17 protein-coding genes are annotated in these 22124 nt (G+C 62.7%); 1 reads left to right on the plus strand and 16 read right to left on the minus strand.

Annotated elements, in window-relative coordinates; translation table 11 throughout:
* Nucleotides 1-28: 28 nt before the first annotated feature.
* From ligD to GH665_RS11120, 3 genes are all read right to left on the minus strand, one after another.
* A complete protein-coding gene (ligD, locus tag GH665_RS11110) occupies nucleotides 29-2734 on the minus strand; it encodes a DNA ligase D (RefSeq protein ID WP_153135902.1) in 2706 nt (901 codons plus the stop codon).
* A 55-nt stretch (nucleotides 2735-2789) separates the two neighbouring features.
* A complete protein-coding gene (gene ku / locus GH665_RS11115; protein WP_153135903.1) occupies nucleotides 2790-3818 on the minus strand; it encodes a non-homologous end joining protein Ku in 1029 nt (342 codons plus the stop codon).
* A gap of 235 nt (nucleotides 3819-4053) precedes the next feature.
* Nucleotides 4054-5301, minus strand: coding sequence for a cytochrome P450 (locus GH665_RS11120; protein ID WP_153135904.1), 1248 nt, complete (start codon nucleotides 5299-5301; stop codon nucleotides 4054-4056).
* A gap of 333 nt (nucleotides 5302-5634) precedes the next feature.
* Between GH665_RS11120 and serB the strand changes: the two genes are divergently transcribed.
* Nucleotides 5635-6474 (plus strand): phosphoserine phosphatase SerB, encoded by an 840-nt coding sequence (gene serB, locus GH665_RS11125; protein WP_153135905.1) that lies wholly within the window; start codon nucleotides 5635-5637, stop codon nucleotides 6472-6474.
* 233 nt (nucleotides 6475-6707) lie between these two features.
* On the opposite strand, the gene GH665_RS11130 is transcribed toward serB, so the two are convergent.
* From GH665_RS11130 to GH665_RS11190, 13 genes are all read right to left on the minus strand, one after another.
* Nucleotides 6708-7157, minus strand: coding sequence for a hypothetical protein (locus GH665_RS11130; RefSeq protein WP_153135906.1), 450 nt, complete (start codon nucleotides 7155-7157; stop codon nucleotides 6708-6710).
* 185 nt (nucleotides 7158-7342) lie between these two features.
* Nucleotides 7343-8527 carry a cystathionine beta-lyase gene (locus tag GH665_RS11135; RefSeq protein ID WP_153135907.1) on the minus strand — a complete coding sequence of 395 codons (1185 nt, stop codon included), beginning with the start codon at nucleotides 8525-8527 and terminating at the stop codon, nucleotides 7343-7345.
* Between the two features lie 14 nt (nucleotides 8528-8541).
* Nucleotides 8542-9168, minus strand: a complete 627-nt coding sequence (locus tag GH665_RS11140; RefSeq protein ID WP_153135908.1) for a hypothetical protein — start codon at nucleotides 9166-9168, stop codon at nucleotides 8542-8544.
* A 111-nt stretch (nucleotides 9169-9279) separates the two neighbouring features.
* Nucleotides 9280-10464 (minus strand): beta-ketothiolase BktB, encoded by a 1185-nt coding sequence (gene bktB, locus GH665_RS11145; RefSeq protein WP_153135909.1) that lies wholly within the window; start codon nucleotides 10462-10464, stop codon nucleotides 9280-9282.
* Between the two features lie 77 nt (nucleotides 10465-10541).
* The gene (locus GH665_RS11150; protein WP_425496048.1) at nucleotides 10542-11510 is read right to left on the minus strand and encodes a sugar kinase; all 969 of its coding nucleotides are present in this window, start codon (nucleotides 11508-11510) and stop codon (nucleotides 10542-10544) included.
* Nucleotides 11511-11525: 15 nt separating this feature from the next.
* Nucleotides 11526-12917, minus strand: coding sequence for a 30S ribosomal protein S12 methylthiotransferase RimO (gene rimO, locus GH665_RS11155; RefSeq protein WP_153135911.1), 1392 nt, complete (start codon nucleotides 12915-12917; stop codon nucleotides 11526-11528).
* Between the two features lie 110 nt (nucleotides 12918-13027).
* Complete coding sequence (locus GH665_RS11160; RefSeq protein WP_153138386.1) at nucleotides 13028-14056, minus strand: tRNA dihydrouridine synthase; 1029 nt, start codon at nucleotides 14054-14056, stop codon at nucleotides 13028-13030.
* 462 nt (nucleotides 14057-14518) lie between these two features.
* Nucleotides 14519-15133, minus strand: a complete 615-nt coding sequence (phaR, locus tag GH665_RS11165) for a polyhydroxyalkanoate synthesis repressor PhaR (RefSeq protein ID WP_153135912.1) — start codon at nucleotides 15131-15133, stop codon at nucleotides 14519-14521.
* A gap of 134 nt (nucleotides 15134-15267) precedes the next feature.
* A complete protein-coding gene (locus GH665_RS11170) occupies nucleotides 15268-16008 on the minus strand; it encodes a 3-ketoacyl-ACP reductase (protein WP_153135913.1) in 741 nt (246 codons plus the stop codon).
* Between the two features lie 262 nt (nucleotides 16009-16270).
* Complete coding sequence (locus GH665_RS11175; RefSeq protein ID WP_153135914.1) at nucleotides 16271-17452, minus strand: acetyl-CoA C-acetyltransferase; 1182 nt, start codon at nucleotides 17450-17452, stop codon at nucleotides 16271-16273.
* Nucleotides 17453-17583: 131 nt separating this feature from the next.
* Nucleotides 17584-19404, minus strand: coding sequence for a class I poly(R)-hydroxyalkanoic acid synthase (gene phaC / locus GH665_RS11180; RefSeq protein WP_153138388.1), 1821 nt, complete (start codon nucleotides 19402-19404; stop codon nucleotides 17584-17586).
* Nucleotides 19405-19948: 544 nt separating this feature from the next.
* Nucleotides 19949-20806, minus strand: coding sequence for a peptidoglycan editing factor PgeF (pgeF, locus tag GH665_RS11185; protein WP_153135915.1), 858 nt, complete (start codon nucleotides 20804-20806; stop codon nucleotides 19949-19951).
* Nucleotides 20803-22122: an RluA family pseudouridine synthase gene (locus GH665_RS11190; RefSeq protein ID WP_153135916.1), complete on the minus strand. Its 1320-nt coding sequence runs from the start codon at nucleotides 22120-22122 to the stop codon at nucleotides 20803-20805. Before GH665_RS11190 ends, pgeF begins: the two co-directional genes overlap by 4 nt.
* Nucleotides 22123-22124 lie beyond the last annotated feature (2 nt).

Raw genomic sequence — 22124 nt, forward strand, 5'->3', positions numbered from 1 at the left:
CAAGTTGAATAAGGCCGGCTGGATCCGTTCACTGCGCTTCATCCAGACGTTTTTTCATTGCCGCCGTAATGCGCTGACGCGTTTTCGCGTAGCCCGCCCACGGGTCGCGCTTGAGATCCTTGAGACGCTCGTGCACGTTTTCGATGGTCCACTGATCGCCGCTCGTCGTGGTTGCGACTTCGTCCCATGAGAGCGGTACTGAAACGCCCAAGCCCGGCCGGGCGCGTGCCGAGAATGCGGCTACCGTGCTTGAGCCGCGGTTGTTGCGCAGGTAATCGACAAAGATCTTCCGCTTGCGATTCTGCGCACCCATCTTCGCGCTGAAATGCGTGGGCAACGTCGTCGCCATATGCTGGGCGACCGCTTGCGAGAACGCTTTTACTTCGTCCCAACCGGCCTGCTTCGCAAGCGGCACCACCACGTGGAAGCCTTTGCCGCCGCTGGTCTTGCAGAACGAGTTCAGTCCAAGTTCTTCGAGCAGCGAGCGGGTCAGTTGCGCGGCCTCGATCATCCGCTCCCAACCGAGCGACGCGCCGGGGTCGAGATCGAACACCATGCGATCCGGTTTTTCGATGTTCGACACCACCGCGTTCCATGTATGAAATTCAACGGTACCCATTTGCGCGGCGCCGACCAGCGCCTTGAGTGTGTCGACAGTGATCAGCGGCGGATGGCCGGGGTCGAGCCCGGGATGCTGCGTGACGTTGGGGATCGACAGTTTCTGGCTGTGCTTCTGGAAAAACAGTTCGCCGCCGATGTCCTCAGGCGCGCGCACCAGCGATACCGGCCTGTCATGCAGATGCGGCAGCATCCAGTCGGCGACCGATTCGTAGTAGTGCACGAGATCGATTTTCCGGACGCCGGTGCTCTTATCGATGATGCGGTCGGGATGCGAGACGCGCACGCCGGCGACTTCAGCCGGTGCCGCGGCGTTTTTTGATTTCGACGTGCGCTTCTTCGGCACGGTTTCGGATGCGGTATCAGTTCGCTCTTGCACGTCGGCTCCTTGACGAGGATCTTCCTTGATAATTTGCCGTGCCGGTTTGTCGTTACGCAGACTCACGAACGATGCCTGCCGCACGATGCCGTCGCTCGTCCATTCAGCGAAGTTGCATTCGCAAACGAGCACCGGCTCGACCCAATGCACCGGCGTGCGGCTGCGTTCGCGCGGCGCGCTGGCAAACGGCATCTGCCTGATCTCGTGTACGTCGAGCGCCTTCTTGATCGAGCCCAGCAAGGCAGTATCGAAGCCCGTGCCGACACGTCCGGCGTAGCGCAATTTGCCTGCGTTGTCGTAGATACCAAGCAACAACGCACCGAACGCCGCACGGCGGCCGGCCGGTTCCGAATAGCCGCCGATCACGAACTCCTGGCGCCGCCGGCACTTCAATTTGATCCACGCGGACGAGCGTCCCGATGCGTAGCCGCTATCGCGCCGTTTGCCGATAATCCCTTCGAGCGCTACGTCGCATGCACTCTTCAATAGTTCGTCGGCACTGAACGCGAAGTCGTTGGAGAAGCGGAGCACGCCGCCGTCGTGCTTATCCTTGTCGTGCTTATCCTTGTCGTGCTCATCCATTACCGCGCGCAAAATCGCGCGGCGCTGTTCGAGCGGCACGTTGCGCAAGTCATAGCCGTTCAGAAACGGGACGTCGAACAGATAGATCACAACGTCTTGCGGGCGGTTCGAATCAAACGCGTTCTGCAGCGCCTGAAAACTCGGCAGACCGCTTTCATCGAGCACCACGGCCTCGCCGTCGAGCCAACCGCTTTCGATGTCGAGTTGTTCGAACGCCTTCACCTGCTCGCCGAACTTCGCGGTCCAGTCGTTGCCCGCGCGCGTGAACACCTTGACCGCACGGGTCTTCGCTTTTCGATCGATGCGGGCCAGCACGCGATAACCGTCGAACTTGATTTCGTAGGCCCATTCGTCGCCGGGTGGCGCGGTGTCGACGAGCGTCGCCAGTTGCGGCTTGAACGTGGCGGGTAATGCGGCTTTGACCGCGCCTTCGATCGAAGGGGAAGCGGCAATCGCCTGCGTCGTGCTCGCGGCCCTTTTTGCGCTTGCGCGCCCACGCGTAGACTCGTCCACAGTCTTCGTTGGGGTCGCCCGGGTTGTGGGTCCCGCGCGCCTGCCGGTTCGCGCACGGCCATTCAACACGCGGCCCGGGCACGCCGTCACGACGTCATATTCACTCTCGCTACGGGCTTCATCGTCGCGCTCCTTGATCAGCAGCCACTGCTCCTTGTCGCCGCTGCCGCGCATGTGACTGCGCACCAGCGTCCAGCCGCCGTGTAGTTTTTCGCCGTGGAGATGGAATTTGAGCTTGCCCGCCTGATACGACCTGGCGGCTTCCGCCGCGCCGCCGTTCGGCTCCCATGTCCCCCGGTCCCATACCATCACCGTTCCCGCACCGTAGTGCCCCGGCGGAATCTCGCCTTCGAACGAGCCATATTCCACAGGATGATCCTCGACATGCACCGCAAGCCGCTTCACCGACGGATCGAGGCTCGGCCCCTTGGGCACCGCCCACGACAGCAAGGTGCCATTCAGTTCGAGCCGGAAGTCGTAGTGCAAGCGCCGCGCGTGGTGCTCCTGAATCACGTACGACAGCGCCTCGCTCGATGCGCGCGCCGCCATCGCGCGGCCCTTCTTGCGCACAGCCGCGCCTGACGGCTCCGGCGTTTCGTCGAAGCGCCGCTTGCGGTTGTAGAGATCGAGCCGGTCTTTCATGGCAGTGAGTACGTCGTGGGTCGAACCAGCGAGGTGTTAGCGAGCCAGCGATCGATCAGGCAGCCGCGCGCCGTTTGTGTGCCGACGGCGCCGCCTTCGCACTAGCGCTGCCCCGCTTCCCACCACCGCTTCGGCTCGTAGTACTTGCCGTGCGCGCCGCGCGCGGCTTCTTACGTGCTCGCGTGGCCGGCTCGGCATCGGCATCGGCATCGGTGGTATCGCTTGTATCGGCAGCCTCGTCGTCATCGTCCGTCGCATGCTTGCGCGCACCCGCCGCCGGCTTGCCCTTGCCGCGGCCGAGGCTGCGTTTGAGCAGGTCGGACAGATCGAGAATATCGGCGGATCGGCGCGATTCGCGCGGCGCTTCGACTTCGGTGATTTCCTCGGTCTTTCCCGCACGAATTTTTCGCTCGACCAGCGCCATGATGTCGTCGTGAAACGTGTCGTGATACTGCGACGGATCCCACTTATCGCTCATGTCGTTGATCAGCTTCTTCGCCATGTCGAGTTCGCGCGCGCTGACGCCGGCCGCCTTCATCCCTTCGGGTGGCAGTTTGAACTCATCGAAATCGCGGACCTCGGCGGCCCAGCGCAGGGTATTCAACGCCAGCATCGGCCCGACCGGAATCAGCGCGGCGAGATGCTGCTTGTTGTGCAGTACGACGCTCGCCACACCGATCTTGCCGGACGCTTTCATCGCCTCGCGCAGCAGCGCGTACACCTTTTCGCCCTTGCGATCGGGCGTCAGGAAGTAAGGCGTGTCGAGATAGAGGAACGAGATGTCCGGGGCGTCGACGAATGCGAGGATATCGACCGTCTGCGTCGACTCGGGATTGGCCGCGCGAATTTCATCGTCCGAGAGGACGACGTACTTGTCCTTTTCGTACTCGAAACCGCGCACGATGTTATCGCGCGCCACCTCCTTGCCGGTGCGCTTGTTGATCTGCTTGTAGCCGATCGGATCGATCGTGCGCTTGTCCAGCAGATTGAAGCCGACTTTCTCCGACTGCGTCGCCGGATACAACTGCACCGGTACGTGGACAAGGCCGAAGCTGATTGCGCCCTTCCATATCATGTGTGCCATCGTGCGCTCCCCAAGGCCTAGGATCTTGGGTGAAGCAGCAAGCGTGCCACGGTTTCCTATACTGTCACGGGTGGGGCGCCGCGCTGGCTGTCACGGTTTCTGGCGCGATCGCCGGCTGCGCAGCACCGGCTGCCACGGGCAGCGGCTGTAAGTCTTGCGTGATGTCGGCAAAAGATACGGCGCTGATGGACGATTCAACGGTGTGCGTTGAGCGGTGTTCGACACCCGCCGATCGTCATCCACCGGCCCCGGGTTCGAGTTCGACCGGCACCGCGGCAAAGCCGCGAAACCGTACGCGTCCGCCGCGGGTCGGTTCGCCGTCGAGACGATACGCCGGAAAGCGCTGCACGAAGCGTCCAATGGCGATCCGCGCCTCGAGTCGCGCGAGCGACAAGCCCGCGCATTGGTGAATACCGAAGCCGAACGCCAGATGGCGGTTCGGATCGCGGCGGATGTCGAAGCGATCGGGCTCAGCGAACTGTTCAGGGTCGCGATTGGCCGCGCCGATGCACAGCGTGACGGGCGTCCCGCGTGGCACTGCCAGACCGCCGATCTCCGTGTCCACGGTTGCCATGCGGTTGCCCAGCTGATTCGAACTCTCGAACCGCAAACACTCTTCGACCGCCGACTCGACCAGCGACGGTTCGCGCTGTAAGGCGGCACGTTGTTCCGGCCAGTCGGTAAGCGTAACGAGACCGTTACCGATCAGATTCGTCGTTGTCTCATGACCGGCGTTCAGAATGAAAATGCAGTTTTGCAGCAGTTCCGCTTCCGATAATTGCTCACCGCCCTGCTCGCCTTGGATTAGACGCGTCAGCACATCGTGCTGCGGATCGCCGGGCTCGCGCCGACGCCGCGCCACCAGATCGCGCAAATAATCGATGAATTCGCTAACCGCGCGGTTACCGCGTTCGAGTTGCGCCTCGCTTAGCGACGGTTCAAGCGCGCCGAGTATCGCCAGCGACCAGTCGCGCAACGGTTCGCGCTCAGCGTGCGGCACATCCAGCAGATTGCCGATGACCTCGACCGGAATCGCCGACGCGAACTCGCCGATCAGATCGATCCGGCCACGCGCCGCAGCGGCATCGAGCAAGCCGTCGACAAGACGGATCAGCCCCGGCTCCATGGCCGCGATCGCGCGCGCCGTCAGCGCGCCGGCGATCAATTTGCGCACCCGCGTGTGCCGCGGCGGATCGTTGAAGACGAGACTGGTGGTGTGATGGGCGTAAAGCGGAGAGTCGCCGTATTTCGGCTTGAATTCGACGGTCTTGTCGGAACTGAAAGTTTTCGGGTCGCGGTAGACCGCTTGCACGTCGCGAAAACGCGTCAGAAACAGTGAGCCGTCCGGCATGCGTTTGACCGGTTCATAGCTGCGCAACGCGTGGTAGACGGGGTACGGATCGGCATGGAAGGTGGGGCTCAAATGACGCAGATCGAAATCGCGTGCGAGGATGGACGCGTCACTGGCGGTCGCAGGGGGCATGTCTTGTCTCCGTGTGGTAATCCGCCTCTTCGCAGGCGTCAATGCGTACCGTGTGCGGCTCGCCGCGCGCCTCCTGGGCGCTGCGGAACCGGCCAAGGCCCACTCGCCTGCGGGGCATCGTTCGAAGCGCCAGTATGACGCGGCGGCTCGATGATTGCACGGTGGAATGCCTGGCGGAACACGCGATGGGCTGCCTCGCGGGTTTCCATGCCGGGCCGGCTATCCGCGCCTAACGGATAGCGCACGGGTAGCGCACCGCCGAACCGTTACAATGGCGGAATTTTCCGCGCGAACCGCGCGCCCGTCCCTTTCCGCGTCAATGCGTCGTCGTCCATGAACCTCGTCATCCAAAGCACCGCGCCCCTTTCCGCCGACCACCACAAAACGCTCGTCGCACTCGCGCGTGGCTCGCACGCCGCCGTCATCGACGCGAACGCGATTCGCATCGCCAACGCGAACCTTGCACAGCGCGCCGACCTCGAGGTCTATTGCGGCACGCACCAACTGGACTACGCGTTTGTCGAACCCGGCCGCCAGCTGCGTGACTTCGGCCTCGTCGCGATGGACATGGACTCGACGCTGATCACGATCGAATGCATCGACGAAATCGCCGACTTCTGCGGTTTGAAAGCAGAAGTTGCGGCGATTACTGAAGCGTCGATGCGCGGCGAAATCAAGGACTTCAACGAGAGCCTGACGCGCCGCGTGGCACTGCTCAAAGGACTCGACGCCGGCGCGCTCGAACGCGTTTACGACGAACGGCTGCAACTCTCGCCCGGCGCCGAACAGATGCTGGCCGGTGCGAAAGCCGCGGGATTGAAAACACTGCTGGTGTCCGGCGGATTCACGTTCTTCACCGAGAAACTGAAGACCCGGCTCGGCCTCGATTTCACTCGCGCGAATACGCTTGAGATCGTTGATGGCAAGTTGACCGGTAACGTAACCGGCGAGATCGTCAACGCTGACGTGAAGGCACGCACGCTACGCGAGACATGCGCCGAACTGGGGATCGAACCGACGTGCGCGATTGCGATGGGTGACGGTTCGAACGATCTGAAAATGATGGCTGCCGCAGGACTTTCCGTCGCATTCCGCGCGAAGCCGGTGGTACGCGAAGCGGCCAGTGTGGCGTTCAATTACGTTGGACTGGATGGGCTGCTGCGGTTGTTCTGAAGCTTTGGTTTTGCGTTGGCCGGCGCAATGGCGGCCAACGCGGAGACGAGCGTTATTTGTTCAGAAACCTATTGCAAACACGCCCAGCATGTAGATCGCTGTGGCGCATATCACGACGGTCGCCCATTTCAGAACGCGGGCGTAATTTTCGTCAGACTCCAGATACGTAAAAATTTTGTGCATGAGTGCCTCCCGTAAGTAGATCAGTATAAAACCTACGTTATCTAGAAAATCTAAATCAGGCGCACGTGTAGGATTGCAAACAAAATAGCAGCGAAGGAGGAGGTGAGAATCGAAATCCCAATCGCCACGCGCGATAACGCCCCTGCGACAAACCGTTTCTGTCTGTCATGAATGCATGTAGCCATCCGCTCGTGATGTGCATTCACGAGGGACGACATCACGATTGTCGAACAGACGAACGCCAGCACGCAGAAGCCGGCGATAGCAAGCGCGAGAATAGCCGCCACACCACTTCCCCGCTCGAGCGCGCTCACCGCCTCATAAACCGCAGCCGCACATAGCCCGATTGCGCACCAGAACAGTTGGCCGTCTTTCACCGATGCGGCGATCAACCTCTTCGCGACGCGCCAGCGGTGCGTGGGTGCGACGAGCGCCAGCGTAAAGATCGGGGCGACAATCGGCACGCCAAGATTCAGCAACATCCAGAAAAATAGATTCATCGAAACTCACCATCGTGCGATATTCGTTAGTCACGGTACGCACCATCGTAGCGTCGAGATCTGGCATCGACCATTCGGCCGAATGGTTAGGCTTACTGGTTATCTCGACAAACTAAAAAGCCCATCGGGAACCGGTCCCGATGGGCTTACTCAAGCTTCAGCAATCAGCCTCGCAGCTCAGATACTTACCCCAGGGCCACCAGACACTGTTCGATATCCGCGCGCAAATCGGCCTCTTCTTCCAGACCGATATAGAAGCGCACCAACGTACCGCGATACGGCCATTGCCCTTCCGTGCGCATCGAGGCGACCTCATACGGCATCGCAAGACTGTGCGCGCCGCCCCAGCTCCAGCCCAGCGAAAACAGTTCGAGCGACTCGCAGAACGTGTCGATTTGCGCCGCGCTATACCGTGCGTCGAACACCACGGAGAACAACCCGCCCGCGCCGGTAAAGTCGCGTTTGAAAAACTCATGCCCCGGACAGTCGGGCAAGGCCGGATGCAAAACTGCGGCAATTTCCGGGCGTGTCTTCAGCCATCTGGCCAATTCAAGCGCCGCCCGGTCATGCTGCTCGAAACGCAATCGCATGGTCGGCAGACTGCGCAAAATAAGCGAGCAATCATCCGACGACACACCGATACCCGTGCGCATGCGCGCGGCCTTCAGCTTCAGATGCAACTCGCGATCGACGGTGATCGTCGCGCCCATCAGCACGTCGCCGCCGCCTGACTGGTACTTGGTCAAGGCCTGCACCGAGATATCGACGCCGTGGTCGAACGGCCGGAAACCGAGTCCCGCCGACCAGGTGTTGTCGATCGCCGTGACGACGTTGCGCGCACGTGCAGCGGCGGTAATCGCCGGCACATCGGGCACTTCCATCGTGACCGACCCGGGTGCTTCCAGCCAGATCAAACGCGTATTCGGCTGGATCAGATCCGCGATCCCCGCGCCGATCATCGGATCGTAGTAGCGCGCGGTGATGCCGAAATCGCGCGCCAGCCAGTCGCCGTGGTCGCGGTTCGGCGAGTACACGTTATCGGGAATCAGCACGTCGTCGCCGGCCTTCAAGAGACCGAAGTACACGTTCGAAATCGACGACAGCCCCGATGGCTGCAACAGCGCGTGATTACCGCCTTCGATCGTGGCAAGGCGCTGCGCCAGCGCCAGCGAGGTGGGCGTGGCGTGCAGGCCATAGCGCCATTGCGCGTCGTTTTTCCAGTCGAGCGCGCGCATCGTCGCGAGATCGGGGAACACGACCGTCGAAGCACGCGTAACCGGCATCGAAAAAGATTCGAAACCCGGCGTGAGTTGATCTTCGGCACGCACGACACGGGTTTGCAGGCTGCGTTTGAGTTTGGATTGAGTCATGGTGTAAATAGGCCTCACTCGCCGGTTTGCAGATTGCTAACCCCGCCGACGGCGTGAGCGCTACTCGCCGCCGGAGCGGGTGCCGCGGCACTGCTGGCATGCGGTGCGAGCGCCGCACCGGCGCCCGCTGAAGCGGCCGGCACGGCCTGCCCGGCTGCCAATGGTTTCAGATCGAACGGCTGCGGGTCGGAATCGTCGACGTTCATCCGGTCGCCCGACACCGAACCGTCGGCGGCAAACTTGCCCACCCAGTTTCCGGTGATATGCGTGCCATCGTTCGATTCCTCGACTTCGAGCGTATCGCCATCGCGGTCGCCCGCGATCAGGATCACCTCGCCGGTATCGGTGTATTGATACTCGCCATGCACGCCAGCGGGGTCGTCGGTTTTCGCGCCGAGCCGCAACACGATCTGCCGCTTGCCCAGCGTGCCAACGTAGCGCGGAAACTTCGCGAATTCGGGGCTTGGCTTGAGCGGCAACTGAATCGGCGGCGGTGCCGCCAGTTCCTTCACCGCGTCGCTTTGCGCCCATGCCTGCGCGGGCAGCATTGCCCCGGCGCCGGCACACAGCAGCGCGACCGCGCTCAATACGGCCCAACCGCGCCGACGCATCGCACCCTTCATCGCTTTTGATTCCTGCATCCGTTCATTCCTTGTTGCACGATACTGCTCGATGCCCAGTTTGTTACCCGCTCAATGCCGGACCTCGTTCAACAGGGGGAATCAGCGCACTGCCCCACCCCTGCCCCTGCTTCAGATCCGTTCGAAGATCGCAGCGATGCCCTGCCCGCCGCCGATACACATCGTCACCAGCGCATAGCGGCCGCCAATCCGCTGCAATTCATACAGCGCCTTGACGGTAATCAACGCGCCGGTCGCGCCGATCGGGTGGCCAAGCGAAATACCCGAGCCGTTCGGATTGACCCTGGCCGGATCGAGGCCAAGCTCCTTGCTGACCGCGCATGCCTGAGCGGCAAACGCTTCATTCGCTTCGATCACATCGAGATCGGCAACCGTCAGGCCGGCGCGCTCGAGCGCCTTGCGTGTTGCCGGCACCGGACCGATACCCATGTATGCCGGATCGACGCCTGCATGAGCGTACGAAACCAGCCGTGCCAGCGGCTTGATGCCGCGCTTCTCAGCGACGCTACGCTCCATCAGCACGACCGCGGCGGCGGCGTCGTTGATGCCCGACGCGTTGCCGGCCGTCACCGTGCCGTTTTCCTTCGCGAACACCGGCTTCAACTTGGAGAAGTCTTCTGCCGTCGCGTTCATGCGCGTGTGTTCGTCGGTATCGAACACGACGTCGCCCTTCTTCGAGGGAATCGTGATCGGCAGGATCTGGTCCTTGAAGTAGCCGCTGGTAATCGCATTGGCCGCACGGCGATGCGATTCGAGCGCAAGCGCGTCCTGCGTTTCACGCGAGATTTCGTATTTGCGCGCGACGTTCTCAGCGGTCACACCCATGTGGATCGACTGGAACGGGTCGTTCAGCGCGCCGACCATCATGTCGACGAGGCGCGCATCGCCCATGCGCTGACCGAAACGCGCAGCCGGCATCGAGTACGGCGCGCGGCTCATGTTTTCCGCTCCGCCGCCGAGCGCAATGTCGGCATCGCCGAGCAGCACGCTTTGCGCGGCCGAGACGATGGCCTGCAAGCCCGAACCGCACAGGCGGTTGACCGTCAATGCGGGGGCATGTTGCGCAACGCCGCCGTTGATCGCCGCCACGCGGGCCAGATACATGTCTTTCGGTTCGGTATGCACGACGTTGCCGAACACCACGTGGCCAACTTCGTCACCCGACACGTTCGCGCGCGCCAGCGCTTCACGCACGACGCGTGCGCCAAGGTCCGTTGGCGGAAAATCCTTCAGACTGCCGCCAAAACCGCCGATTGCCGTACGCACACCGCTTACCACCACTACGTCCCGTTGCATCGCTCGCTCCTCTCTTTAGTCTCTGAAGATGATCTTGCCTTGCCGGGCTGCGGGGCGCGCCTCGCAGCGCATCGCTGTCAGCCGGCCAGGATGTGTTCGACTGTGGCCCGCAAAGGGATCGGCGCGACCGCGCCGTAACCTTGCGTGGACAGTGCAGCGGCGACGTTCGCATAACGCGCCGCCTGAAAAGGATCGTCGCCCGCGACGATGCGCGCGACGAACGCGCCGCCGAAACAGTCGCCGGCGCCGGTCGCATCGACCGCGTTGACGACGTGGCCCGGCACGACGCGCCGCTCATCGGGCGTGGCAATGTACGAACCTTCCCTGCCAAGCTTGAGTGCCACGACGCGCGGACCGTGCGACAGCAAAAAATCGACGATTTCGTCACGGCCGGTCAGGCCGGTGAGTTCAGTCACATCGTCCCAGCTCGGCAGGCAGATGTCGGTTTGACGAATCGCCTCGAGCATCACCGCGCGCGCTCGGGCGAGCGGCCAAAGCTTCAGGCGCAGGTTGGTGTCGAAACTCACGCGCACACCGTTTGCCCGCGCGTGCTCGATCGCCGCGAACGCTGCGTCGCACGCGCTCACACTGATCGCGAGACTGATGCCGGACAAATGGATGACTTTGGCCGCGGCGATCGCGTCGAGCGGCAAATCGTGCGGCGCGTAGCGGCTCGCGGCCGACCCCGCGCGCAGATAGTCGAACGCATGGCCTGCGGGACCGTGCGAGACGAAATAGACCCCGGTGGACGCATGCGGATCGACGCGCACCAGCGACGTGTCAACCTGTTCGCGTTCCCACAGATCGACCAGCAGACGCCCAAAATGGTCGCTGCCGACGGCCGACACGAAACCCGTCTTCGCGCCCTGCCGTGCTGCCGCGATGCAGAAGTTCGACGTATCGCCGCCGAATCCTTGCAGATAGTTCGGCTGATCTTTAGCCGACTGATTGAATTCGATCATCGCCTCGCCGAGCGCGAGGACTTCTGGAGGCAGGCTTACCGGGGGCCGGTTGTCCGGAGACCGGCCATCCGGCGTGCGGGCCATACTCATCGTCATTGCTTAGACCTCGCCCCACAGATCGTGGCCATCGGCACCGGTGATCTTCACCGAGACGAAATCGCCGACCTTGTAACGTTTGGACGCCTTGGTGGTCGGCGCGATGTACACGACACCGTCGATCTCGGGCGCATCCGCCGCCGTACGGCCGATGCCGCCGTCGGCATTGATTTCGTCGACCAGCACTTTCAGCGTCTTGCCAACCTTCTTCGCGATCCGTTTGGCCGACACTTCTTCGGCCACTTCCATGAAACGCGCGCGACGTTCTTCACGCACTTCATCGGGCAACGCGCCGTCGAGTTCGTTGGCGCTCGCGCCTTCGACCGGCGAGTAAGCGAAACAGCCCACCCGATCCAGTTCCGCCTCGCGAATGAAATCGAGCAGCGTCTGGAATTGCTCCTCGGTCTCACCCGGGAAGCCGGCGATAAACGTGCTGCGGATCGTCAGATCGGGACACATTTCGCGCCACGCCTTTACGCGCTCCATCACCTTTTCGGCGTTCGCCGGGCGCTTCATGCGCTTCAACACTTCCGGATGCGCGTGCTGGAACGGTACGTCCAGATACGGCAGCACGTGGCCCTTGAACGGACCTTCAGCCATCAGCGGAATGACTTCATCGACGCTCGGATACGGATACACATAGTGCAAGCGCACCCATGCGCCGTATTGCGCCGCGAGTTCGCCCAACGCGGCCACCAGATCGGTCATGCGCGTCTTGATCGGCTTGCCGTTCCAGAAACCGGTGCGGTACTTGACGTCGACACCGTACGCGCTCGTGTCCTGCGAAATCACCAGCAGTTCCTTCACGCCGGACTTGAACAGGTTCTCCGCTTCGAGCATCACGTCGGCGACCGGGCGCGACACGAGGTCGCCGCGCATCGACGGGATGATGCAAAACGTACAGCGGTGGTTACAGCCTTCGGAAATCTTCAGGTACGCGTAGTGGCGCGGCGTGAGCTTTACGCCGGCGGCCGGCACCAGATCGATGAACGGATCGTGCGGCTTCGGCAAATGGTTGTGCACTGCCTGCATCACTTCGCCGAGCGCGTGCGGACCGGTCACGGCCAGCACCTTCGGATGCACTTCTTCGATCAGGTTCGAGCCGCTCGCGCTCTGCTTTGCACCGAGGCAGCCGGTAACGATCACCTTGCCGTTTTCGCTAAGCGCCTCGCCGATCGCGTCGAGGCTTTCCTGCACCGCTTCGTCGATGAAGCCGCAGGTGTTGACGACGACGAGATCCGCGCCGTCGTACGTGCCGGAGATCTCGTAACCCTCGGCGCGCAACTGCGTGATGATCTGTTCGGAATCGACTAAAGCCTTAGGACAGCCGAGGCTGACGAATCCGACCTTCGGAGTAGAAGGCGTCGGCACGGCGGGGGAAATGGTCTGCGACATAGGTGGGTCCGGCGTATAGCGGTAACGACAAATGGGGACGGTGCGGCAAGGCTGAGGGTCCAATGGCCATCAAGACCACAGCCCGGACAGCGTCCCGCGCACGCAACCCTTTATTGTACCGCGCCGACGACCGCGTAGCCGGTCAAGTGGCGAGGCAGTGCCGGCTCGGGCAGGCCGGAAGCCGCGTGTTGATGTGCCGGCATCGAATCGTCAACTGCGAGCGCACTTTCGATCACCTCAAGAATCTCGCGCGAGTCGTGCAGGCGCCGGATCGCCGCATGCAGTTCGGCGGCCTGCGGCCAGGTCCGCTTCAGATAGCTGAGCCACATTTTGACGCGTCCGTGCTCGTGGCGAGCCGCGACGCGAGCTGCCAGCTTTCTCAGATAGTCGGCCAGCTGACCCAGCACGGCCGGCCATTCCTCAGCGGACGGCGTCCGGTCCATCAGTCCGCGTACGCGCAAGGCCAGGAAGGGATCCGATACGGCACCTCGCCCGATCATCACATCCGCGCAACCGCTGACCGCCCGGCACCGTTCCCAGTCGGCTACCGTCCAGACTTCGCCATTCGCGATGACCGGCACGTCCACTGCCTCGTCGATACGCGCGATCCATTCCCAGTGTGCCGGCGGCCGGTAACCATGGTCACGCGTTCTGGCATGCACGACAAGGGAGGCCGCGCCGCCTTCGGCCAGTGCCGTGGCGCAGTCGATCGCGAGCGACGTATCGGACACGCCGAGCCGCATTTTGGCTGTCACGGGGATGCCGGCAGGCACCGCGGCGCGAACGGCCGCAACGATCCGGTTCAGTTGTTCGGGGTGAGCCAGCAACATCGCGCCGCCGCCGTGCCGGTTGACGACTTTGGCGGGACAACCGAAGTTCAGATCGAGTCCATGCGGCGACAGCCGGGCCGCCTGGGCCGCATTTAGCGCCATCCATTCTGGATCGCTGCCGAGCAACTGGATCACCATCGGCGTGCCGAAGGGGGTGTAGCCCCCGTGCAGGACTTCGGGCGTGTCCCTCTCGTAGACACGCTCGGGAAGCACCGAACCCGTCACCCGGACGAATTCAGACACGCAGCCATCGAATCCGCCGGTGCTGGTCAGCACATCGCGCAACACGTAGTCCGCAAGCCCTTCCATGGGCGCAAGGAAAAGCTGGTGGCTCATGCGAGAACAGCGCCTAAGCTGCGCTCGCGAATCTTCCGGTCAGCCAAGGCTGACAGATCCGGCCTTGGGAATCGAAGGCGTGAGTGCGGCAGGGGAACGGAAGCGGAAACGGGTCGGCGACATGGACGGTAGACGGGACAGGCACGCAGCGATGGCGATGGCCACAAATGGAATTGAGCGGGGAATGTGCGACGCGGGGCTACGGGGATCCAGAGATGGATCATGAGGATCGCCAGGACCACCCCAAGCCAGCGCACGCAACCTGCAATTGTACCGCGCTCGCGACCGTCCGCTTTCGAACGGCAGGCGGGCCGCCGCGCGGCGGTCCCCACCAACGCACCCTCTGGCGCAAGGTGCACGCCCCGCCGCCGCGTCCATGAGGTGGCCCGCCCAGCGGCGCACCGGTCGCATCAGCGTTCGCGTCGCGCTGCGCGCTTACTTCTTCTCCGGCTCCGGGTTGCTTTGCGGATTAGACGGTGCGCCCGGCGCTCCAGCCGCGTTCACCGGCCCGCCGGGCGTGAACGGAAAAGTCGCGAACATCGATTTCGCCTGGTTCTGCATCTGCTCCTGCATCTGCACGAACATGTTCTTCGACTGCTCGATATAGCTGGTCATCATGCCCTGCATCATCGGTGCCTGCATGTTCATGAACTGCGACCAGACTTCGGGGTTCATCGCCTTGCCTTCGTACAGATTCTTCGACTGGTCGGCGAGTTTCGCCTGAATGTCGATGAAGGCCTGGATGTTCTTCTCCAGATACGTGCCCATCATGCCCTGCATCGCATGGCCGTAGAAACGGATAATCTGCGACAGCATCGACGACGAGAACATCGGCAAGCCGCCGCTCTCCTCTTCGAGAATGATCTGCAACAGGATGGCGCGCGTCAGATCCTCGTTGCTCTTCGCATCGATGACCTTGAAATCCTCCTGATCGAGCACGAGCTGCTTAACGTCCGTCAGCGTGATGTACGTGCTTGTCTCGGTGTCGTAGAGCCGACGATTCGGATATTTCTTGATCAGTCGTTCGGCTGTTTTCTTTGTAGTAGTCATGTAACGCCTTTGAGCGCGAGTTGAGCGCGGAAACGGCGTCATACCGACTGCGCAATCGGGTTATTGCACAGTCGAGACGCCGCCGGAACCATCTGAGTCGAAACACGCCGCCTTGTGAGCAGCGCGCCGCTGACTCAGCCCATATGCAAACCACCATTCAGCGAAAAATCCGCACCCGTGGAGAAACCCGATTCGTCCGAAGCAAGCCATGCCACGATCGAGCCGATTTCGTCCGGCTGGCCGAGACGGCGCACCGGAATCGTCGCGACGATCTTCTCCAGCACGTCCGGACGGATCGACTTGACCATATCCGTGCCGATGTAGCCCGGCGACACGGTGTTCACCGTCACGCCTTTGGTGGCCACTTCCTGCGCCAGCGACATCGTGAAGCCGTGAATGCCGGCCTTCGCGGTCGAATAGTTGGTCTGACCGAACTGCCCCTTCTGGCCGTTCACCGACGAAATGTTGATGACTCGCCCGAAGCCGCGCTCCACCATGCCGTCGATCACCTGCTTGGTGACGTTGAACAGGCTGGTCAGATTGGTGTCGATCACCGCCGTCCAGTCTTCATGCGTCATCTTGCGGAACACGACGTCGCGCGTGATACCGGCATTGTTCACCAGCACGTCGATCTCGCCGACTTCGGCCTTGACCTTGTCGAACGCCGCCTTGGTCGATTCCCAATCGCCGACATTGCCTTCGGACGCAATGAAATCGTAGCCGAGAGCCTTCTGCTCTTCGAGCCACTTCACGCGGCGCGGTGAGTTCGGGCCACAACCTGCAACGACCTTGAAGCCCTCTTTGTGCAGCCGTTGGCAAATGCTCGTGCCGATGCCGCCCATCCCGCCCGTTACGTACGCAATTCGCTGTGTCATACACTACACTCCGTTTTTCGTTTTCGAGGCGCCGACCGGCTGCCTCTTCCCTCGCCTGGTACTTCATCTCCACTGCCGCCGGGCGACCGGCCGACGAGGCCATTGCTCACCGCGCGCCACCTGCATCTGCTTGCCAGACAATGCGCGGCAACCCTGCTTACAGCTTGCTAAAACCCACCTGAACCCGCTTGAACCCGTTTGCGCCTCGAGTCTCTGGCCGTTGTTGCGACCCGCGACCCGCAACTCGAGGCCCGCGGACCCGTTAGGCGCGCTCGAGTGCCAGCGCCACGCCCATGCCGCCGCCGATACACAACGACGCCAAGCCCTTCTTCGCATCGCGCTTCTGCATTTCGTGCAGCAACGTGACGAGAACCCGGCAACCGGACGCGCCGATCGGATGGCCGATCGCAATCGCGCCACCGTTGACGTTGATCTTCGACGTGTCCCAGCCCATTTGCTGATTCACGGCGCACGCCTGCGCGGCAAACGCTTCGTTGATTTCCATCAGGTCGAGATCGGCCGGCGTCCAGCCCGCGCGCTCAAGACAGCGGCGCGACGCAGGCACCGGGCCCATGCCCATGATCTTCGGATCCAGGCCCGAGGTCGCATACGCCTTGATACGCGCGAGCGGCGTGAGGCCGAGCGCTTCGGCCTTCTTCGCCGACATCACCAGCACCGCCGCCGCGCCGTCGTTCAGACCCGACGCATTGGCCGCCGTCACCGTGCCCTCTTTCGAGAAAGCCGGCTTCAGACCCGCCAGCGATTCAGCCGTCACGCCGTGACGCACGAACTCGTCCGTCGCGAAACGCAGCGGCTCACCCTTGCGTTGCGGAATCTCGACCGGCACGATTTCGTCGTTGAAACGGCCCGACTTCTGCGCGGCTTCCGCCTTGTTCTGCGACAGCGCCGCGAACGCGTCCTGCTGCTCGCGCGTGATGCCGTATTCCTTGGCGACGTTTTCCGCCGTCACGCCCATGTGGTACTGGTTGTAGACGTCCCACAGGCCGTCGACGATCATCGAGTCGATCAGCTTCGCGTCGCCCATGCGGAAACCGTCACGCGAGCCCGGCAGCACATGCGGCGCGGCGCTCATGTTTTCCTGACCGCCGGCGATCACGATGTCGGCATCGCCCGCGATGATCGCGTTGGCCGCCAGCATCACGGCCTTCAGGCCCGAGCCGCACACCACGTTGATCGTCATGGCGGGCACAGCCGTAGGCAAGCCGGCCTTGATCAGCGACTGACGCGCCGGGTTCTGACCCGAGCCGGCCGTCAGCACCTGCCCCAGAATGACTTCGCTGACCTGCTCAGGTTTCAGACCAGACCGTTCGAGCACGGCGCGAATCACGGTGGCGCCGAGTTCGGGCGCGGCGATCTTCGCCAGCGACCCACCGAATTTGCCTACTGCCGTACGGGCGGCCGATACGATCACAACATCAGTCATTTCCATATCCTCCGGGCACATCGGCCAAATAGGCCGTAGCCCGTCAAGTTAAAAATCTTGTTGCTCATGCGCCCTTGCCTGTCCGGGCGCGCATTCATACCGCCAGACCACCGCGCCTTCCAGCGCTAACCCTACTCCCGTTGCCGCACATAACGCCCTGGTGCCGGCTCGATTACGGGGAATTCCGCGGAGCCGGCCGCAGCGCGCGGCTTCACTTTCTTGCCGCCGAACTGGTCGAGCCACGTGGTCCATTCGGGCCACCAGCTGCCGGGCACTTCGGCTGCCTGATCGAGCCATTCGTCCGGATTTTCCGGCAACGTTTTGACATCGCCTTCCAGCGTCCAGTAGTTGCGCTTTTTCTTGGCCGGCGGATTGATCACGCCCGCGATATGACCCGACGCACCAAGTACGAACTTCAGCGGCCCGGCGAGCAGCGGCACCGACGCATAGGCGGTTTGCCACGGCACGATATGGTCTTCGCGTGAACCGTAAATAAAGGTGGGCACGTCGATCTTCGAGAGGTCGACCGGTTCGCCGCAGGTGCGCAACGCACCCGGCTCGCGCAGACGATTCTCAAGATACGTATTGCGCAGATACCAGACATACATCGGACCCGGCAGACTGGTCGAATCGCTGTTCCAGTACAGCAGATCGAACGGCACCGGGGTGCGCCCCTTGAGGTAGTTGTCGACGACGTAGTTCCACACCAGATCGTTCGGCCGCAGGAACGAGAAGGTGTTGGCGAATTCGATGCCGCGCATCAATCCGGGCGTGCTGCCGTTCTTGCCGCCGATGGTTTGCTCGCGCATCTGCACATGCGCCTCGTCGACAAAAACGTCGAGCACGCCGGTATCCGAGAAGTCGAGCATCGCGGTGAGCAAGGTCATCGACGACGCCGGATGCTGGCCGCGCGCGGCCGCCACCGCCAGCGCCGTGGCCAGCATCGTGCCGCCCACGCAAAAACCCAGCGTGTTGATCTGCTCGCGGCCACTGATCTTGCTGACCGTGTCGATCGCCTTGAGGACGCCCTCGCCGATGTAGTCGTCCCACGTCTTGCCCGCGATCGACGCATCCGCATTGCGCCACGAAATCAGGAACACCTGATGACCCGAATCGAGCCCGTGCGCAACCAGCGAGTTCTCCGGTTGCAGATCGAGAATGTAGAACTTGTTGATACACGGCGGCACGATCAGCAGCGGCCGCTCGCGCACGGTGGCCGTGCGCGGCTTGTACTGGATCAACTGCATCAGATCGTTTTCGAACACCACCGAACCTTCGGTGTTCGCGAGATTTTCACCGACCACGAAACGCGATTCGTCCGTTTGCGAAATTTTGCCGCGCTGCAAGTCGCCCAGCAGATTCATCACGCCCTGCCGCAAGCTCTCGCCCTGGCTATCCAGCAAGGTCTTTTGCGCTTCCGGATTCAACGCAAAGAAGTTGCTGGGCGATGCCGCCGCGGTCCATTGCTGAACGGCGAAGCGGATGCGCTCGCGCACTTTCGGTTCCGTATCGAGCGCGTCGACCATTTCCTGCAGATAGCGCGCGTTCAACAGATACCACGCGGCGGTAAATGCATAGGCCGGCGTCGCACTCCACGCGTCGGAACTGAAGCGGCGGTCTTTGAGTTCGGGAGCTTTCGTCGCAGAACCCGCTGCCTGCTGGATCAGCTCCATCGCCTCGCGCGAATAATCGGCCTGCAGCTTTTGCAAACGCTCCGATGGAATCGCGGCGCTCGGCACATTGAGTCCGGCGAATGAAGGCATTGACGGCAGAGATCCCACCGTCAGTTTGCTGAAGTCGGGCATGCCGGGGAACGAGGGCATCTGCGGCAAGCCCGTTTGCGGCATTGGCGGGATACCCATCTGCGGCATCGGGAAAGCTGCGCCATTGCCGCCGGGCGGCGTGCCGAGTGAACGCCATGCGTTCATCCACACGTCCAATAACTGCTGCATGCCTGCGGCCGGCGTTGCGCCGCTCGTACCGGCCTGCTGCGTGTGCTCCGTCGAGGAGTCCGTGCTGGGGGAAGCTGAGGAATGTGATGCTGCCATACCTGCTTTTGACCGGTAAGTCCTTGCGGACGGGTTGAGAGGCAGGTTCGTGCGCAAGTGGGCGATTGCTCGCGACCTCGTCACGCCCTGTCTCATGTACGAGGAGCTGTGAGGAACATTCTTGCTCCCCATCGCAAGGCATGTCAATGCTTGTTCCCGATTTTGCCGCAGTGCGATAGTTTTTTAATTATCGTTTTCCCTGTGTAGCAGATCGCGCTTTTGGAACAGGGATTTTTCGGTGCCGATGCAAACGGAAAAAGCTCCCGTACTGCACGGGCTTATCTCAATTCATCCGTTCGCATGCGAACAGTTTTGGCGGCAGATTTACGCCTGCGCGGGGAATTCCGGCAGCGCAGCAAAAAACCATGCTGCGCCTCCGAACAAACCCTCATACGTATGCCGCGAGGAATACATGACGCCCACTCCAGCGGGCGCCAAGGTGGATAGTTTATGCCGCGATTGTCCGCGCCTGATCGTCGAGCCAGATCAGCGCGGCCATGCGGCCGGTTTCCCGATCGCGGCGATAGGAATAGAAACGCTCGCGTTGTGTGACCGTACACAGATCGCCGCCGACAATGCGCGTCACCCCGAGCCGCTGCAAGCGCAGGCGCGCCAACGCCGCAAGGTCGGCGAGATATTTGCCGGGATTATGCGGATGCGTAACGAATGCATTCGCGGTGGCCTCGCGTTGTTTGCCGTCCACGCCATTCATGAAGGCGTCACGCACATCTGCCCCCACCTCGAATGCCTCCGGTCCGATCGCCGGGCCGAGATAGGCGTGCAGCGACGCGGCCTCCACGCCGGCGAGATCGGCAACGCGCTGCGCGGTCTGTTCGACGACGCCCGCTGCGAGGCCACGCCAGCCGGCATGAGCCGCGCCGACCGCGCGCCCCGCTTCGTCGCACAACAGCACCGGCATGCAATCGGCAACCATCACGACGCACACCGTGCCAGGCCGGTCGGTGACACTCGCATCGGCTTGTGTCGGCATGCCGTTCGCGTGAGCTTGCGCGAGCACATCTTCGGCACGCACGATGCCCGCACCGTGAATCTGCTCAAGCCACGCGGCCTCGCTCACGCCGGCCAGATCCAGCAGCCGCGCGCGATTGACCGTGACCGCGGCCGGATCGTCACCGGCTTTCATTCCCAGATTCAGGCCGCCGGGCTGATCGACGCCGTCACGCCAGCGGCCGAACGGCGGTTCGCTCACACCGCCGTTACGCGTGGTGACGAGCGCACGCACCCGTGGCGACACATTCCATGCCGGTTGCACAACATCGGCCAGGCTCAGCTCGGGCAAGCTCATGCGTGATCGTCCTCGTCGTGTTCGTCGTGTTCGTCGTGTTCGTCGTGTTCGTCGTGTTCGTCGTCTTCGTCGTCTTCGGCAGGATCGCCGTCGCCGTGTGTTTCATCTGCGTCGGCATCGTCGTCCAACGAGGCTTCGTAGTCGTCTTCCTCGTAGTACGTCTCGTCGAACTCGCCCGCGTCGTCGCGCCCGAGGCCGAGCGCCGCCGACAGCACCTGCATGTCTTCCGGCGCATCGGCGCGCCATTGCATGGTGCGGCCGGTTTCCGGGTGAATCAGGCCGAGGCGCCATGCATGCAGCGCCTGGCGGGCGAAGCCGTCCGGCAGCGGCGTCACCGAGCGCTTGCCGCGCGCACGCCCATAAACCGGATCGCCGAGCAGCGGATGGCCGATGTGCGCGCAATGCACACGAATCTGATGGGTGCGGCCGGTTTCCAGATCGCAATGAATCGCGGTGACCGGCTGACGCTGCCAGATCGCCGTGTCCACGCGCCGGAAATGCGTGCGCGCCGCCTTGCCCGATGCGCTCGTCACTACCGCCATGCGCGTGCGTTCGCGCGGATCGCGGCCGATCGGCGCATCGATCGTGCCCTCTTCAGGCATGTTGCCCCATACCAGCGCGAGATAACGGCGCTTCACCGTACGTGCCTGAAGCTGGCGCACCAGATCGGTCTGCGCCTCAAGCGTGCGCGCCACCACCATCAGGCCGGACGTTTCCTTGTCGAGCCGATGGACGATACCGGCGCGCGGCAAGCCGGCCGCGGCGTCGCCATAGCGGTACAGCAGACCGTTCAGGACCGTGCCGCTCCAGTTACCGGCTGCCGGATGCACGACCATGCCGGCCGGCTTGTTGATAACCACCAGTGTGTCGTCTTCGTAGATGACGTCGAGCGGCACCGGCTCGGGCGTGAACGCGAGTTGCTCGGGCAACAGGTCGGGCACGAGCTCGATGGTCGCGCCGAGCGGCACCGGCTGACGGATTTTGGCCGGCTTGCCGTCGATGCGCACCCGCTCCGACTCGATCCAGCTTTGCAGCCGGTTACGTGAAAACTCCGGAAAGATCCGGGCGAGCACCTTGTCGAGGCGTTCGCCGGCCATTTCGTCGGGTACGACGATACTGCGCGGCGTCTCGTCCGCCACACGGCTCGCCACCGTCGGCACCATGCTCTGCGGGCCGGCACCGGCAAGTGCGTCGCTGCCGAGATCGTCGTCGAGTGAATCGACGCCCAACGCGTCGGAGGGGTCAGCGCTTACGCTATAATCTTTGTTGCTATTCCCGGCACCGGTTGCGGCGCCTGGAGTATTTGAGCGGGTCATTG

Source organism: Paraburkholderia agricolaris (genome assembly GCF_009455635.1).
GTDB classification, from domain to species: Bacteria; Pseudomonadota; Gammaproteobacteria; order Burkholderiales; family Burkholderiaceae; genus Paraburkholderia; species Paraburkholderia agricolaris.